At 60.5% G+C, this 14592-nt stretch carries 18 protein-coding genes and 2 pseudogenes; 7 read left to right on the plus strand and 13 right to left on the minus strand.

Translation table 11 applies throughout. The features are described from left to right. Nucleotides 1-48: 48 nt before the first annotated feature. From ACH196_RS26435 to groES, 9 genes are all read right to left on the minus strand, one after another. A complete protein-coding gene (locus ACH196_RS26435; RefSeq protein ID WP_396649908.1) occupies nt 49-969 on the minus strand; it encodes a hypothetical protein in 921 nt (306 codons plus the stop codon). A 162-nt stretch (nt 970-1131) separates the two neighbouring features. Next, entirely contained in the window at nt 1132-1629 is a 498-nt protein-coding gene (locus tag ACH196_RS26440; protein ID WP_396649909.1) for a ferritin-like domain-containing protein, read from the minus strand. 208 nt (nt 1630-1837) lie between these two features. Further along, nucleotides 1838-2212 (minus strand): response regulator, encoded by a 375-nt coding sequence (locus ACH196_RS26445; RefSeq protein ID WP_396649910.1) that lies wholly within the window; start codon nt 2210-2212, stop codon nt 1838-1840. 84 nt (nt 2213-2296) lie between these two features. Further along, nucleotides 2297-3520: an ATP-binding protein gene (locus ACH196_RS26450; protein ID WP_396649911.1), complete on the minus strand. Its 1224-nt coding sequence runs from the start codon at nt 3518-3520 to the stop codon at nt 2297-2299. Nucleotides 3521-3776: 256 nt separating this feature from the next. Then, on the minus strand, nt 3777-4793 hold the full coding sequence (locus ACH196_RS26455) for a fatty acid desaturase (protein ID WP_396649912.1): 1017 nt from the start codon (nt 4791-4793) through the stop codon (nt 3777-3779). Between the two features lie 205 nt (nt 4794-4998). Continuing rightward, nucleotides 4999-5166, minus strand: coding sequence for a hypothetical protein (locus ACH196_RS26460; RefSeq protein ID WP_396649913.1), 168 nt, complete (start codon nt 5164-5166; stop codon nt 4999-5001). 75 nt (nt 5167-5241) lie between these two features. Next, nucleotides 5242-5634, minus strand: coding sequence for a hypothetical protein (locus ACH196_RS26465; protein ID WP_396649914.1), 393 nt, complete (start codon nt 5632-5634; stop codon nt 5242-5244). Nucleotides 5635-5708: 74 nt separating this feature from the next. Continuing rightward, complete coding sequence (gene groL, locus ACH196_RS26470) at nt 5709-7334, minus strand: chaperonin GroEL (RefSeq protein WP_396649915.1); 1626 nt, start codon at nt 7332-7334, stop codon at nt 5709-5711. A 47-nt stretch (nt 7335-7381) separates the two neighbouring features. Further along, complete coding sequence (gene groES, locus ACH196_RS26475; protein WP_396649916.1) at nt 7382-7699, minus strand: co-chaperone GroES; 318 nt, start codon at nt 7697-7699, stop codon at nt 7382-7384. 506 nt (nt 7700-8205) lie between these two features. On the opposite strand from groES, the gene ACH196_RS26480 reads away from it, so the two are divergent. From ACH196_RS26480 to ACH196_RS26505, 6 genes and pseudogenes are all read left to right on the plus strand, one after another. Continuing rightward, a complete protein-coding gene (locus tag ACH196_RS26480) occupies nt 8206-8478 on the plus strand; it encodes a hypothetical protein (RefSeq protein WP_396649917.1) in 273 nt (90 codons plus the stop codon). Next, nucleotides 8466-8768: a hypothetical protein gene (locus tag ACH196_RS26485; RefSeq protein ID WP_396649918.1), complete on the plus strand. Its 303-nt coding sequence runs from the start codon at nt 8466-8468 to the stop codon at nt 8766-8768. The genes ACH196_RS26480 and ACH196_RS26485 overlap by 13 nt, the downstream gene beginning before the upstream one ends. A gap of 171 nt (nt 8769-8939) precedes the next feature. After that, complete coding sequence (locus ACH196_RS26490; RefSeq protein WP_396649919.1) at nt 8940-9182, plus strand: hypothetical protein; 243 nt, start codon at nt 8940-8942, stop codon at nt 9180-9182. Beyond that, the gene (locus tag ACH196_RS26495) at nt 9179-9520 is read left to right on the plus strand and encodes a hypothetical protein (RefSeq protein ID WP_396649920.1); all 342 of its coding nucleotides are present in this window, start codon (nt 9179-9181) and stop codon (nt 9518-9520) included. Before ACH196_RS26490 ends, ACH196_RS26495 begins: the two co-directional genes overlap by 4 nt. Beyond that, on the plus strand, nt 9517-9780 hold the full coding sequence (locus ACH196_RS26500) for a DUF1488 domain-containing protein (protein ID WP_396649921.1): 264 nt from the start codon (nt 9517-9519) through the stop codon (nt 9778-9780). The genes ACH196_RS26495 and ACH196_RS26500 overlap by 4 nt, the downstream gene beginning before the upstream one ends. A gap of 12 nt (nt 9781-9792) precedes the next feature. Then, nucleotides 9793-10002 (plus strand): annotated as a pseudogene (locus ACH196_RS26505) (transglutaminase family protein); the annotation flags it as partial. A gap of 1 nt (nt 10003) precedes the next feature. Here ACH196_RS26505 and ACH196_RS26510 read toward each other — a convergent pair. The 3 genes from ACH196_RS26510 to ACH196_RS26520 form a co-directional block, all read right to left on the minus strand. Then, nucleotides 10004-11074, minus strand: a complete 1071-nt coding sequence (locus ACH196_RS26510) for an AI-2E family transporter (RefSeq protein ID WP_396649928.1) — start codon at nt 11072-11074, stop codon at nt 10004-10006. Nucleotides 11075-11290: 216 nt separating this feature from the next. Next, a complete protein-coding gene (locus tag ACH196_RS26515) occupies nt 11291-12097 on the minus strand; it encodes a transglutaminase family protein (protein WP_396649922.1) in 807 nt (268 codons plus the stop codon). A gap of 68 nt (nt 12098-12165) precedes the next feature. After that, nucleotides 12166-13053: a transglutaminase N-terminal domain-containing protein gene (locus ACH196_RS26520; protein WP_396649923.1), complete on the minus strand. Its 888-nt coding sequence runs from the start codon at nt 13051-13053 to the stop codon at nt 12166-12168. Nucleotides 13054-13326: 273 nt separating this feature from the next. On the opposite strand from ACH196_RS26520, the gene ACH196_RS26525 reads away from it, so the two are divergent. Further along, nucleotides 13327-14187 (plus strand): transglutaminase N-terminal domain-containing protein, encoded by an 861-nt coding sequence (locus ACH196_RS26525; RefSeq protein WP_396649924.1) that lies wholly within the window; start codon nt 13327-13329, stop codon nt 14185-14187. 45 nt (nt 14188-14232) lie between these two features. On the opposite strand, the pseudogene ACH196_RS26530 reads toward ACH196_RS26525, so the two are convergent. Next, nucleotides 14233-14463: pseudogene (locus ACH196_RS26530) on the minus strand (integrase); the annotation flags it as partial. Nucleotides 14464-14592: the final 129 nt, after the last annotated feature.

The following is a 14592-nucleotide window of genomic DNA, read 5'->3' on the forward strand; positions in this document are numbered from 1 at the left end:
AAGATAGGCGCTGGCCGACCATGGCGAGCAAGCCCGCCCGAGAACCGCCTATCGCGATGTCGTCACGTAGGCGATCTCGTCGTCGTCGCGCTGCCTGCCGCCGAGCGCCGCGGCGGCACTGGCGATGAAGGCGCCGATCACCAACGACAAGGCGCCGACCAGCGCGAACGTGGCTCCGGCCTTGCGTGCGGTGTCGGCAGCTTCCTGCGCGGCGACCTTGGCCTGCTCGACCTGAGCCAGGACGGCGTCGACACGGGCGGTCGCATCGGCCTGAGACAACCCCGTGCGGGCTGCTACGAGTTGACCAAGATAGACCTTGTCATCCGCCGAGATTTCTCCCGCTGCCGCGCTGGCGATGAGGATCCGCGAGGCCTGCGCGGCCGCGGCCGTATCACCTTCCGCCCCCGGCGCCGCCAGTCTTGCAGCATCGGCAGGACGAAAGAGGGAGTCCACGAAATAGGAGGTCGCATCGGTTCCGCCACCGTCTCCGGTATTTGCGGATGCTCCCGCCGACGCGCCCATCGCAACTCCGGAGGCCACTTTGGACGCAGCCTGAACGCCGGTGCCGATCGCCGCCGAAAGTGCCGAGCCCAGCACGAAGACCACCAACAGGGTCGCCAGCGCCCAGGCCATGAAGCCATGCGCAGTGTCGCGGAAGAAGGGCTCGTCGGTATGGATGCCGACCCATTTCGTGCGAAGACGCCCGGTCAGATAGCCTCCGAGCCCGGACGACAGCCATTGCACGATGACGAGCCAGATCGCCGTCGAGACCGCGAAGGTTGTGACGCTGGCGCCCGTGTTGGACCACGGTGAAACCATGGTGAGGCCGAGGCCGGAGCCGAGGAGCATCAGGATGAAAGTGAGCGTGGCGGCCGCGAAGGAGCCGGCAATTATAGCTCCCCAACTGACGGCCGATGAGGACGACTCTACCGGGGCGACCACGTCGGTGGCCAGGATGTTTGAAGCCATGATTGTCCTCCTATCGCATGAACAGGGCGAGAAGGATGATGATCGGAATCGGAACCCCGAGCAGCCAGAGCAGAATGCCGCGACCCATGATTGTCTCCTGTCGGATAGATGAGAGCTGAAAGAAACCAGCCACCGCGGTGGTGCCGGGTGGCTGAATGTGGGTCAGGCTGCCTTGGCCATCTCGTTGGCGGATGCGTCCGCCAGGCCGGTCAAGGCCTTGTCGGTCATGGATTCCTCGCCGAGCGTCTGGTCGAGTAGCCTGGCAGCATCTGCCATGCCGAGCACCTCGGCCCAGCGTTTGAGCGTGCCGTAGCGCGTGATCTCGTAATGCTCGACAGCTTGCGCCGACGAGATGAGACCGGCGTCGATTGCGGCCGTGCCCTTGTAGGTTTCGATGATCTCTTCGCCTTCGGAGACGATGCCTTCTATGGCGTCGCAAGTCTTGCCCTGAGCGCGCTTGCCCATCAATTCGAAGACCTGCTGCAGACGATCGACGTGGCCCTCGGTCTCGTCCTTGTGCTTCTCGAACGCTGCCTTGAGTTCAGGCGATGATGCCGCGCGGGCCATCTTGGGAAGAGCCTTCAGGATTTTGCGTTCTGCGTAGTAGATGTCCTTGAGCGTATCGTGGAAGAGATCTTCCAGCGTCTTTTCTTTTGCCATGGGAGTTTTCCTTTGGTGCGCATCTTCTGTGCGCCGCCATTCACGGGGTCGTGAAACGCATCACATACAGCGTCCCGCAAACGGAAAGGTTCCAACACCCCGCTCAGGACAAGGGTGACAGTCCCTTTCGCCGACGGAGTTCTCTGTGCAGCGAGAGCGCTTTGAAGCGGATAAAGCTGGTCCGTAGTGTGCTCTCGGAAAGCGATCGTCAGGTTCCGACGTCCAATTCGGCGAGCGTTCTGTGAAGGTCATCTGTCGTGATCGGCTTTCTGATGAACCGGCTGCCTTCGGCCATATCCGATGTATTCGGTCTCCTATGGCCGGATACGACGATGAGGTGACAAGGCGGCCACCGGTCCCGAACCAAAAAGGTCAAAGCGAGGCCGTCCATGGTTCCCGGCATGTCCACATCCGTGATTACTATCGTAATGGCAGGATCAGATTCCAGCACCGCGATTGCCGCGGCGGCATTGGCCGCTTCGAGAACCGGGAAGCCCATATCTTCCAGCGATGCCACCAGATCCATCCGGATGAGCGGCTCATCCTCGACAACGAGTATCTTGGCTGCAGGGCGGGAGATCACTGAGGCTCCATATGATGCAGAATTGCATCCAAGCCTCCGCGCATCGGGAATGGCGGCTCGCTGCAAGTAGAGGAAAGCGCCCGGTCAGTCGTTTGGTTCCGGATGGCTGGAATTTTTCCGAGCGGGCGGTGATAAACGGATATCCAGAACAAATCTCGTTGATGAGTCGTCCGATGTCACTCCAAGCGTTCCGCCATGGGCCTTCGCAATTTCGGAAGCGATGAACAGCCCAAGGCCGAGACCTTCGACATTCCGTCCACCTTCGCCTCTCGCGAACGGCTCGAAAAGGTTTGCAAGAGTGTCTGCCCGAATTGGGGTGCCGCTGTTCTCCACGGCGAGTTCGAAACCCGACTTATCTGCTTTTGCTGACACGCGGACAGGCTTGTCCACGTCACCGTAGCTCAAGGCATTGCCGATCAGATTGGAAAGAAGTTGTGCGATGCGACCGTGGTCCGCGGGCACGGCGTGTTCCACCGAGACCTCGGCAATGATCGACCGATCGGGGTGCGTGGTCCGCAGTTCGTCGACAACTTGATTTAGTGTTCGTTCGAGGAGACTGGCATCCGCATCCAGATCGAGCGTCAGACCGCCTCCCAGCCTGGACCTCGCGAAGTCCGCGATATTGTCGATCAAACCACGCATGCGCAGCACGCTTCCCTGCATCAGCAGCAGGATCTGTCTGCTGTCGGGTTCCGCCTCATGCCTGCGCATCAGCAGCTTGGCTCCGGAGACGATAGAGGCGAGCGGATTGCGCAGATCATGGCCGAGCACGGCGATAAACTTCTCCCGCATCGCGCCGAATGCCCTTTCCCGGGCAAGCAATTGCTCGCTCACGGCGATCTGATCGACGGAATCGAGATGAGCGGCGATCAGTTCTGCAAAGAGCCTGAACATCCCGACGATTTCCGGATCCTTGAGCTTGGCCGGTTTCGGATCGATAGCGCAGAGCGTCCCGAAGAAGGAGCCGTCCTTGCGCAGGATCGGCATGGAGATATAGCTCTGGAAGCCATACATCGCTGGCGTCGGATGACCGCAATAGACGGGATCTTCTGCGACGTTGTTGATGATGACAGGATCTCCGCTTTGGCGAATCTCGTGGCAGATGGTGGTTTCGACCTTCAACTCCCCTCCGGGCTGAAGGCCGAACGCGATATGGTCCAGCACGCTGCACGCGATCCAGCGATCCTCGGTGACGCGTGCGACAGCCGCAAATCCCATTCCCGTCGTTCGGCACACCACGTCGAGGATGGTCGGCACTGCGTCGATCTTCCCGATGGCGTCGATGTCCCTTTGATAGTCGCTTTTCAATTGTTAGCTTTCAGTGAGATTGTAGGGGAGACATCTCCGTGCCGGCGACGCGATGAGACGAGCTCGCCGCCGATGGGGATATCGATCTTACAATGCGCGAGCCGGAGACGGGCCGCAATTGGAAACACGACTTGTCCAAATGGCTGCGAGTTTCTTGCTGCCGAGCTGCTGGGGAAGATCCGGGAAGGTACTAAGACGACAGCAGGATTTCTCTCAGCGGAGGCGACTATTCATGGCAACGCGATGTTGCCCGACGTTAGCCTGGTGGTGTTGCTTGGCGTGCCTCGCGAAACGAGATGAGGCGCCGGCTGAACTCGTCCCACAGGACCAGCTTCACGCAGCGAAGGCTCTCGACGATGGTTATCCGGCCAATGGCGCTTAGTTCCGGATGGTCCCTGAGCACTTCCGGGAGCCGATAGTAGGGTACCCGGCTGGAGAGATGATGGACGTGGTGGATGCCGATATTGCCGGTCAGCCACTGCAGCGCCCACGGCAGGTCGTAGTAGGAAGAGCCGTGCAAGGCGGCATCCTGGAATTGCCATTCTGGCCCCTGCGACCAGTGTGTTTCCTCGAACTGATGCTGGACATAGAACAGCCAGACACCCGCCGATCCCGCCAATGCTACGATCGGCAGGTGCACCAGGATGAACGGCCCCAGGCCGACCAGCCAGAGCAGGCCGGCCGCCAGAACCACGATCGCCAGGTTGGTCGCCATGGTCGAGACCCAGGGCTCCATGCCCGAGCGCATCATGCCGAATGGCAGTCTCTGCTTGAACAGAAAAAGCCAGATCGGGCCGATGCCGAACATCACGATCGGGTTGCGGTAGAGCCTGTATGCGAGCCGACGGGCGCTGGACAGCGACCGGTATTCGGCAACGGTCAGCGTTGTGATATCGCCGACGCCGCGCTCGTCGAGATTGCCGGCAGACGCATGGTGTGCCGCATGCGCACGGCGCCAGTAATCGTAGGGCGTAAGCGTGAGGACTCCGAGCGCGCGGCCGGTCCAGTCATCCACCGTGCGGTGGGCGAAAAAGGCACCGTGGCCGCAATCGTGCTGGATCATGAACAGGCGAAGCAGGAAGCCTGCGGCCGGGATAGTCAAAACGACGCCCCACCAGAAACCATTTTGGATCGCAATCGCCGCAAGCGTCCAAAGGCTCAAGAACGGGACAAGCGTCACCGCCAGTTCGAACAGGCTGCGGCCTCTGTGAGGTTTCCGATATTCGGACAGGATCCTGGGCCAGGCTCGCTTGCCAACTTCGTTCTGGGACATTGATGCAACGACGTTCGTCAACGGTATTCAGACTCCAACGGTTCGATGATCACGGCAAGCAGCAGCGGAATTCCCAATCGACATCCACGCCGATCGGGCTCTGCTTGAAGGGCTCACAGCTCAATGTCCTTCACCCGCTACCCAAAGCGTCACCGGCAAGCAGCGGGCACCTTGACCTGTGCGCGGGATGGTCGCCGCAGCTCTCTCATATGAGACGGTTGTCTTCAGCCGTCTGGCGTGCTCGACGACGCGTTCCGTCGGTATCCGACTTTCGATGCCGTTCAGCCGCTGCCTTCCGGATTTGCTCGAAGCGATTGGCGTCGACGTTCTCAGCCGGTTGCTGCGGATCCGGCTTTTTCACAAACGAGATCATGGTTCACGCTCCTTTGGTCAGCGGATTGAAGCGCTCCGGCGTTTGCCCGAGCGCCGTTTGGAAATCGGCTTGGCCTCAAGCGGAAAGAGCGGTGGCGCATGCCTGCGCACCCAGCCTGTCGGGCGATGTCTGTCCCGGCATCGTCGCCCAACCACCGGTTTCAACGAACTGCCGCTTCTTGAAGCTGTCCGGTATCGCCTTGAACTCGGCAAGTTTCGCCGCCGCGTCGGGCGCCGCGTTAAACCTTTCGACACATATGGCGGATGCCAGCTCGCCGCGCGCCGTGTCACCTGCCGCTTTCGCCATGGTTTGCGACGTGCCACCGGTGACCCAGCCGCCCCAGCTGAATCCGACAACGATCGTTGCGATCACCGCGGCGATGCATGCCCAGACCAGCATGGTCTTCGAAGGCTGATAGTCTTCCCACCGACGGGAGAAAGATGGTTTCGTCGTGCTCTGTGTAGCCATGGAGGTCTTCCTTCCAGATTGTGGTGAGGATTGCTTTGTCCGGCCGCGCCGGCCGAACGGTTCAGGCACTGCTTTCAGTATCCCATGCCGCCGTTGCCGGCCGACGGGGTGGATTCCTTCGCGGGAATGTCGGCGATCATCGCCTCGGCGGTGATCAGGAGCGCTGCGATCGAGCCCGCATCCTGCAGAGCAGTTCTCACGACTTTCGCAGGATCGACGATGCCGGCCTTGATCATATCGACATAGGTTTCCGTCTGCGCATCAAAACCCTGGTTGCGGTCCTTGCTGTCCGTCAGCTTGCCGACCACGATCGAGCCTTCGACGCCGGCATTCTCGGCGATCTGGCGGATGGGCGCCTCGAGCGCCCGCAACACGATCGAGATGCCGGCGGTCACGTCGGCGTTCGCGCCGGTCAGCGAAGCCAGCACGGCTCTCGCACGCAGCAAAGCCACGCCGCCGCCGGGCACGATGCCTTCCTCGACCGCGGCGCGGGTGGCGTTGAGCGCGTCGTCGATGCGGTCCTTCTTTTCCTTGACCTCGGTCTCGGTCGCGCCGCCGACGCGGATGACAGCGACCCCGCCGGCGAGCTTCGCCAGCCGCTCCTGCAGCTTCTCCTTGTCGTAGTCGGACGTGGTCTCCTCGATCTGCGTCTTGATCTGGCTGATGCGCGCGGCAATTCCCGCCTTGTCACCGGAGCCGTCGATGACCGTGGTCGTCTCCTTCTCGATAAGCACGCGTTTGGTGCGGCCGAGCATCTCCAGCGTGACATTTTCCAGTTTGATGCCGAGGTCTTCCGAGATCATCTGGCCGGCAGTCAGCACCGCGATGTCCTCCAGCATGGCCTTGCGGCGGTCGCCGAAGCCGGGAGCCTTGACCGCTGCGACCTTCAGGCCGCCACGCAGCTTGTTGACGACGAGCGTGGCGAGCGCCTCGCCCTCGACATCCTCCGAGATGATCAGCAGCGGCTTGCCGCTCTGCACCACGGCTTCGAGGATCGGCAGCATGGCCTGCAGATTGCCGAGCTTCTTCTCGTGGATGAGGATGTAGGGGTCCTCCAATTCCACGCGCATCTTTTCGGCATTGGTGACGAAGTACGGGCTGAGATAGCCGCGGTCGAACTGCATGCCCTCGACGACCTCGAGCTCGGTCTCGGCGGTCTTGGCCTCCTCGACGGTGATGACGCCCTCGTTGCCGACCTTCTTCATCGCCTTGGCAATCATCTCGCCTACGGTGGTGTCGCCGTTCGCGGCGATGGTGCCGACCTGGGCGACCTCGTCCGAGGACTTGACCTTCTTGGCCTGCGCCTGGATGTCCTTCACGACGGCTGCGACGGCAAGGTCGATGCCGCGCTTCAGATCCATGGGGTTCATGCCCGCGGCGACGAGCTTGGCGCCCTCGCGCAGGATGGACGCGGCGAGCACCGTCGCGGTCGTGGTGCCGTCGCCGGCCAGATCATTGGTTTTCGACGCCACTTCGCGCACCATCTGGGCGCCCATGTTCTCGAACTTGTCGGCAAGCTCGATCTCCTTGGCGACGGTGACGCCGTCCTTTGTGATGCGCGGCGCGCCATACGCCTTGTCGATGACGACGTTGCGGCCCTTGGGGCCGAGCGTCACCTTGACCGCGTTGTTCAGAAGTTCGACGCCGCGCAGCATGCGGTCGCGAGCGTCGCCGGCGAATTTGATTTCCTTGGCAGGCATGTGTTCGTCCAGTTCGATCTTGAGAATGAGAAGTCGGAGAGCCCGGGTCAGGCGGCCTTCTTCGTGGCCGCTTCGGTCTTCTCCACGATGCCCATGATGTCGCTCTCCTTGACGATAAGGAGATCTTCGCCATCGATCTTTACCTCGGTGCCCGACCATTTGCCGAACAGGATGAGATCGCCGGCCTTGACATCGAGCGGGACCAGCTTGCCGCTCTCGTCGCGGGAACCGGGGCCGACTGCGACGACTTCGCCTTCCTGCGGCTTTTCTTTTGCTGTGTCGGGAATGATGATCCCGCCCTTTGATTTGGTGTCGCCTTCGGCGCGTCGAATGACGACGCGGTCGTGGAGTGGCCGGAATTTCATGGGGTTCTTTCTGGGGCCGGCGCATAGGGCGGCCACCTCAGATACATAGCGACTTTGGCACTCGAATGATAGGAGTGCTAAAATGTATTCCTTTGAAAAGGCGGGGGTTTGGGAAAATTATCTCGCTCTATCGATGCGATATTTGCTGTTTTCGTTACTTATTCCCGCCTTTTTTGGGGCGTTTTAATTTTGGTGAAGAGCCATTATTCAATTCCAGATAAGATAGGAGAGACCGCTCCTTGCTTAATGCGTATGGACAGCCCATATAAGATACTCGTTGATTTGGCCGACTTGGCTTTTGCGGTGTCAGAGACCCGCCATTTACCACCGAATTCTCGATAGCGAATGCATCAAGTGCCGAACCGGCGCGCATATCGCTCTGTTCGAACCCTGGAATGAAGTCCCGTCGCTGACCACGGATGTACTGGCAGCATGGCGATTCGTTCCGGTTGGGACGGGAATGATGCAGGACGCGCATTCGCATGCGTCTGCGGAGGTATCGACGCATGACAACGCGCACTACGCAAACCGTCGTCCGGTTCTCCGCACCCTTCATGCTGCCTGGCTTCGACGCCACGCAGCCTGCCGGTGAATATCGCGTGGACCAGGATGAGGAATTGCTGGAGGTGTCCTCCCGACTTGCCTGGAGACGTGTAGGCGCCTTTATTCACCTGCCGGCCATCGGCGTTGATGGCCCGACACATCAGATGGCGCCGATCAATCCTGCCGATCTCGACGCCGCACTCGAAAAGGATCACCAACAGCCATGGTATCGATGAATTCGATCCGGGCAACAGCCCGCGCCGTCCGCCACGAGTCTCCTACCCATCTCTTCACGATCGGGCAGGCTGTCCGGTTGAGGGGCGGATTTGGAAAGCTGCCTCAACATGCAGAAATCTACCGCATCACCGGCACATTGCCGCCACGGGGAGATTCCCTTCAGTATCGCATCCGCAACGATGACGAACGTCATGAGCGGGTGACGACGCAAGACAGCCTCGAGCCGGTCGACATATCGCAATCCGGCAGTGGCACAACGCTCATCGAAAGGACGTTCGGACATGGCTAAAGGCCAGAAACGAAGCAATCGCGAGGTCAGAAAGCCAAAACAGGAGAAGGCCCCAGCAAAGCCTGAAAGCAGCTTCGGGAACCAGATCAAGGTTGCCGCAAATGCCAATGGACCCCGCGGCAAGGGCAGTAACTGAGTCTGTGATGCTCCTGCGGGCGAGGAAGGATGGCGATGCAGATCGTGATCGAATTCTACCGTACGCGGGACAGAGACAACGCTCACGCCGTCGTCGGCAGGGAGACTGCCGAAGCTGCAGATTTCGACGACGCAATGGAAGTCGCGAGACGACTTTCGCAAACGCTGAATATGCCGCAACGACCTGACGCCCTGACGATTACCGATGGGGACGGCTCGGTGCTCTATGCCGGCGCGCTCGAAGCCGACGTGCCTAATGAAGAAAGGACACGCCGATGAACGCCCGCAACAACCACCCGGAGCGGACACAAAAGACCTTGGACTTCGCCATCGACAGATGGGAAAACGAGGGCGGCGCGCACGGCCAGCACTCCCCGGACCATCACTATGGTCGTCGTGTCGAAGCGGATCGCTCTTGGACCGTCTACCATGTCTTTACGGGGGTTCCGGCTCACATCAACGGCAACACGATGATCGGGTTAACCCAGCGGGTTGCGACCGATGGCATGCTATCGCTCAATCGCCACAACGAAGCGCGCCACCGAGGCCGCGATGGAGGTAGCCCGGTAGCAGGCATTTGTACCACACCACATGCAACGGAGGAGTGCCGACGGTGACGCTCGAATTTCCCAATCCGAGCCGCAGCTTTGACGAAATGCGGAACGCCGTTCGCTTCATCGGGCACGACGGCATGTTCGAGGTGCCATTCTTTGTCGAGACCGCAGCGCTGGCAAAGCCCGGCAAGACGCAACTGTCCGAAGCCGACTCCCTGACGGCTTTCGATACGGTGCGCAGTTCGATCCACGATGTCGCGCGCGAAGCCTACTCCCATCGCCGCCAAACCTCCTATACGCTTACCGCCGCCGATTTCCGGTAGAGGCATCGCTCGATACTGATCCGCTGCGGGTATGAGATCACGCTGACCTGCCAGCAGCCGATCGCCTTGGTGTGTCTGATCTCGGTCCACGAAGACCGTGCGGTCTACATCAGGCTCACGGAACCGACGTTCACCACCCCTGATGTGCCCATATCGACCTACCGCGATCTGTTCGGCCACTGTCGGAGGCTTACCTTTGGAGAGCCATCTATCCGCGGGTGGTTCAATCAACAGGAGGCTGCCTCTCTTTACTGTCGGTCGCCTGCCATTCGAGAAACAGGCTATATCCCACAGCTAACAGCACCGGGCCGAGGAACACCCCGATGAAGCCGAAGGCCAAAATGCCGCCGAGGAAGCCGAAGAAACTGAGTAAAACGGGCAGACTGTTCGCTTGCGTTAGGAGATAGGGCCTCAACAGGTTGTCTATGCTGCTCACCAGCAGCAGACCCCAACCCGCGACAAAGATGCTCCAGCCAACCTCGCCCTGAAAGAACAGCCACACCGCGACAGACCCCCAAACTAGCGGAGGGGCGGCGGGCACGAAGGACAGAAGAAAGGTGATGAAGCCGAGCAGCAGGGCCTGAGGCACACCAGCTATCCAAAACCCGAGCCCGGCCAACAGTCCTTGCGCAATAGCCGTCCCGATTACACCGTAGACCACCCCGGTGACTGTTGATCCGGCAACCAAAAGCAGATGGCGGGCGCGTGTGCCACCGATCCGCTCAGAACTGCCGCGCGCGGAAGCTGCCATCTGGCGCCCGTACCGATAAAAGAAGAACGCGATGAACACGCTTAGGCCCAGTTCGAGGAGTCCGACGCCCAGAACGGCACCGCTGGCTACCGCGATGTCGGTCGCGGGACGGATCAGCTTCGTCAGTTCGACGAGGAAGGCAGGTGCATTGTAGGCCAGGCCCTGCCAGTAGAGTGCCAGGCGCTCTCCTATGAACGGGATTTCGGCTACCCAGGTAGGCGGCGCGGGTGGGCCTTGCTCAAGAAGTCGGTTCACCGCCTGGGCTACGGTGGCCACACTATCGGCCAGTGTCGCCACCAAGATGGCAAAGGGAGCCACGACGATAGCTGCTACAAGGAGGGTCATGAGAAGCGCTGCAGGCGTCCTCCTTCCTCCCAAAACTCCCTCGAACCAGATGTAGATTGGCCAGGTGGAGAAGCAGAGCACAGCCGCCCAAATCAGGGCAGAGATGAATGGCCAGAGAACAACAATGCAGCCGACTCCTAGAAGCACGAGTGCGCCAATTCCCAAGATCTGCTCAACCGGTCGGTCAAATACCATTATGCGTCTTGCAGCCCCATTAGGTCCTCGGCAGCCTCAAAATCCCTCCGGGAAATGCTGCCTTGAACCCACCAAACTATAGGAGTTGGCTGGTTGGCACGCCACTACCTCGGCCATCGCTGGCTGACTGGGCGTAAGGATAGAGTCGCAACGACCAGAGGGCTTCGCCCAAGGCAAGAGCGGGCGTCACGGCAGTCCGCTCGCTCAGGCGACCGCGGCTTAAGTTGCTTCGTCTGTGACAACCTCGAACCTTACCAGTTGCGATTGGCCAAAGCTGGTCGAAAGCGCCACGTCCGTGGCATCGCGGCCGGTCGCCATGAGGATCCGGCCGATCCTCGGCTTGTTGTGGCGCGCGTCAAAAGTGTACCAGTTGCCGCCGAGATAGGCTTGGAACCAGGCACTAAAATCCATGGGATCGGGGACGGGCGGAACGCCGATGTCGCCCAGATAGCCTGTGCAATAGCGCGCCGGAATGTTCATGCAGCGGCACAGCGTGATCGCGAGATGCGCAAAGTCGCGGCACACGCCTGTCCTGTCGGTGAAGCCGCCGTAGGCGGTGCGCAATGCGTCGGCGTTCTGGTAGTTAAAGGCGATGTGGCTGTGGACGAAGTCGCAGATGGCCTGTACCCGCGCCCAGCCGGGTGGAGTGTTTGAGAAGTTGGCCCAGGCAAAATCGCCGAGCCGATCGGTGTCGCAATAGCGGCTGCCAAGCAGGAAAACGAGCACGTCGTCGGGGAGGTCCTTGATGTCGTGCTGGAGGGCATCCCACGCCACGACATCCGGTCGGCCGCTGTCATGGATAAGAAACTCTGACGAAATCTGGATGGTACCTGCCGGTGCGGTGATGCGGGTGCAGGCGTTGCCGAAGCCGTCGATGTAGCCGCGTGCCTCGACCGGAGGATCAAAGTGGACGGTCGCATCGGTGAGGAGGTCCGGTCGGCGGGAAGGATGCACGTCTAGCACGAGCAGCATCTGCGTCGGTTGGGGGCATTGGTAGGCAAGCGTGAAACCGGCTCGGACCTTCATGATGCCCCCTTGTTTGCTGACTCCATCAACGCCTGGGAATTCGCCCAGTTGCTTTATGATGTGATCGTTCAGGCATCGACATGTCGTTCGGTTGTTACGTTGACCTGGACTGTCATTCCGAGATCGTCCGAGGCCTTTCCATAATAGCTCCCGGATAGCGGAACGGCCTGTGCAGGATCGCGCGCAACCGCCACTCTAATCAAGTCGCGGTTGCCAACGATGCCGTTCGTCGGATCGAACTCGACCCATCCGGCGCCAGGCAGATAAACTTGGCACCAGGCGTGGGTCGAGCCCCCACCCAGATTGGGCTTTCCATCGCGGCTTGACACGTAAATGTAACCGGTGACGAAGCGGGCGGCGAAGCCGAGCGCGCGGACAGCCTCCATCATCAGCAAGGCAAAATCCCTACACGAGCCATGTCTCGATCGCAGCGTCACGAGCGGTGGCTGCGTGCCGTGTTGGGAGCGGCGCTGGTAAGTAAAGCCTTCGTGGATCGCGTAGCATAGCGTCATCAGCAGCGCGCCGGTTTCGATGGCATTGCTCCCACTGCTGAATTGGCGGGCCCACTTATCCACCTCACCGCCATCGTCGTCGAACTGTCGTCGGATCGTGCTTTCCAGGTCCGGCAGTTCGTCTGGGGAATAGCGGAAGGGGTACAGCAATGCTTTCTCGTCGATGCGAAAATCGGGAACGGCCTGGGGTGTATGATCCAGTCGAATGCTGGTCTCGAAACGTAGCTCCTGCGCCATTTCGGACATGCGTACATGCGCCACGCAGTTGCCGAAGACGTCATGTGTCCAGCGAACGGCCTGCGGCTCAGGATCGACGTTGAGCGATACATCGAGGAGCCGCTGATCGTAACTGTCGCGCGGCCGGAACATCAGCTGGTGCTCGCCGAAGCGGACCGGTCGTCGGTAGCGATAGACCGTCAAATGGTTCACGGAAAACAACGGCATCGGAACCGAGGACTCCACAGGTCAGGAATTTCACGCGCTTTTTTTGAGCCACAGACGAAGAACGGCCGCCACTCCGATCGGAATGGGCATCGATGCCCAAGCACGTCGCACCCTAACTCCTGTGGACGCTCTTGCCGAACTTTTTGTGCAGCGCAGCAACAATCATGTGACGACTGCGTTGTCCCTTGTCATGCAATGAGCAAAACTCCGGAGGACTGCAATGAGAGTGCTATCGAGAATGACGGCGCCGCAGAGAGGTTTTCGGCGGGGCGTATGAAGCTGTCAATTCGCCACAGGACGACCTACCGCTACGCGCGCCCTGTCGTGCTCCAGCCCCATCGAATGATACTCCGTCCTCGCAGCAGCCATGACGTCGCCGTGCTGGCGAGTTCGCTAGTCTGTTCGCCTGATGCTCAACTCGACTGGACGCAGGACGTCTTCGGCAACCTGATCGCCACCGGCACGTTTGCGGAGCCGACCTCCGAACTGGTCATCACCGGCAATTTGACCGTCGAACAATTCGCCGAGGCGTGGCCGGTATTCCGCATTGCCCCGGAGGCACATTCCTTCCCGTTCCAGTATTCGCGCGATGACCTGGCCGATCTTGGCGCGTTGCATATTCCGGAACATGACGATTTCGAAGGAAGGTTGGAGGGATGGGCACGTGCCTTCGTCCGCGGGGCCTCGACGGACACACTTTCGCTGCTAAAGGACCTCAACGCGGGCGTTCTCGGCCCCGTTTCCTATCGCGTCCGCGACGAGGAAGGCACGCAGTCGCCGCTGGAAACGCTGGCGCTGGCAAGCGGCTCCTGCCGCGACATCGCTGCCCTGTTCATCGAGGCGGTACGCCATCTCGGTTTCGGCGCCCGCGCTGTCTCCGGCTATCTGTTCGATGCTGAAGCCCGCACCGACGATCCCGGTTCGACCCATGCCTGGGCGGAAATCTATCTTCCCGGCGCCGGATGGATCGCCTTCGACCCGACGCATCGCCGGCTAGGTGGAGCTAGTCTGATCCCGGTCGCGGTTGCCCGCAGCAACCGCCAGATCATGCCGATCGTCGGGGGCTTTGTCGGCACGCCGCAAGATTTCCTCGCTATGGAGGTTGAGGTCAGCGTCACGCCGAGCATTGGTTAATCGCCAGATAGGTTCGCGTACAAGTCAGGACTTTCGCAGAACGCATCAACAAACACATGCCGCAGGGCGATCTATAGCCCTTCCCGTCGATACAGGCTTGCCTAGGAAATGTACGAGCGCCGCCTTCCTGGAAGCGCGATCTAAGGCATAGGCGGTGTGGGCGAACGCCACGCCGTCCAGCAGGCCTTGAATGTAGCCGGCGATGCTGTCAGCCGCCATGATTAGCGCAGTGTCCACCGTATGAATGTAGCGGCTCGTCACTGTTCCTCGCGAATGTCTGTGAACCGGCGTGCAATTTTGACCCCTTAGCTGGGAGGATCGGCGTCCAAAATTGACCCCCCTCATTCAGTCGATCTGCGACCATCCGTTTGTTTCGGCAAGCGGATGGAGAGGGGATGAAGTCAG

It is taken from the genome of Mesorhizobium sp. IMUNJ 23232, assembly GCF_044326205.1.
In the GTDB taxonomy this organism is placed as follows: Bacteria; Pseudomonadota; Alphaproteobacteria; order Rhizobiales; family Rhizobiaceae; genus Kumtagia.

Bases quoted from the DNA above. Each gene is read 5' to 3' on its own strand.
- ACH196_RS26435 (WP_396649908.1), bottom strand. From the start codon at position 969: ATGGCTTCAAACATCCTGGCCACCGACGTGGTCGCCCCGGTAGAGTCG.
- ACH196_RS26480 (WP_396649917.1), top strand. From the start codon at position 8,206: ATGACAACGCGCACTACGCAAACCGTCGTCCGGTTCTCCGCACCCTTC.
- ACH196_RS26490 (WP_396649919.1), top strand. From the start codon at position 8,940: ATGCAGATCGTGATCGAATTCTACCGTACGCGGGACAGAGACAACGCT.
- ACH196_RS26440 (WP_396649909.1), bottom strand. From the start codon at position 1,629: ATGGCAAAAGAAAAGACGCTGGAAGATCTCTTCCACGATACGCTCAAG.
- ACH196_RS26460 (WP_396649913.1), bottom strand. From the start codon at position 5,166: ATGATCTCGTTTGTGAAAAAGCCGGATCCGCAGCAACCGGCTGAGAAC.
- groL (WP_396649915.1), bottom strand. From the start codon at position 7,334: ATGCCTGCCAAGGAAATCAAATTCGCCGGCGACGCTCGCGACCGCATG.
- ACH196_RS26455 (WP_396649912.1), bottom strand. From the start codon at position 4,793: ATGTCCCAGAACGAAGTTGGCAAGCGAGCCTGGCCCAGGATCCTGTCC.
- ACH196_RS26520 (WP_396649923.1), bottom strand. From the start codon at position 13,053: ATGCCGTTGTTTTCCGTGAACCATTTGACGGTCTATCGCTACCGACGA.
- groES (WP_396649916.1), bottom strand. From the start codon at position 7,699: ATGAAATTCCGGCCACTCCACGACCGCGTCGTCATTCGACGCGCCGAA.
- ACH196_RS26465 (WP_396649914.1), bottom strand. From the start codon at position 5,634: ATGGCTACACAGAGCACGACGAAACCATCTTTCTCCCGTCGGTGGGAA.
- ACH196_RS26495 (WP_396649920.1), top strand. From the start codon at position 9,179: ATGAACGCCCGCAACAACCACCCGGAGCGGACACAAAAGACCTTGGAC.
- ACH196_RS26485 (WP_396649918.1), top strand. From the start codon at position 8,466: ATGGTATCGATGAATTCGATCCGGGCAACAGCCCGCGCCGTCCGCCAC.
- ACH196_RS26525 (WP_396649924.1), top strand. From the start codon at position 13,327: ATGAAGCTGTCAATTCGCCACAGGACGACCTACCGCTACGCGCGCCCT.
- ACH196_RS26515 (WP_396649922.1), bottom strand. From the start codon at position 12,097: ATGAAGGTCCGAGCCGGTTTCACGCTTGCCTACCAATGCCCCCAACCG.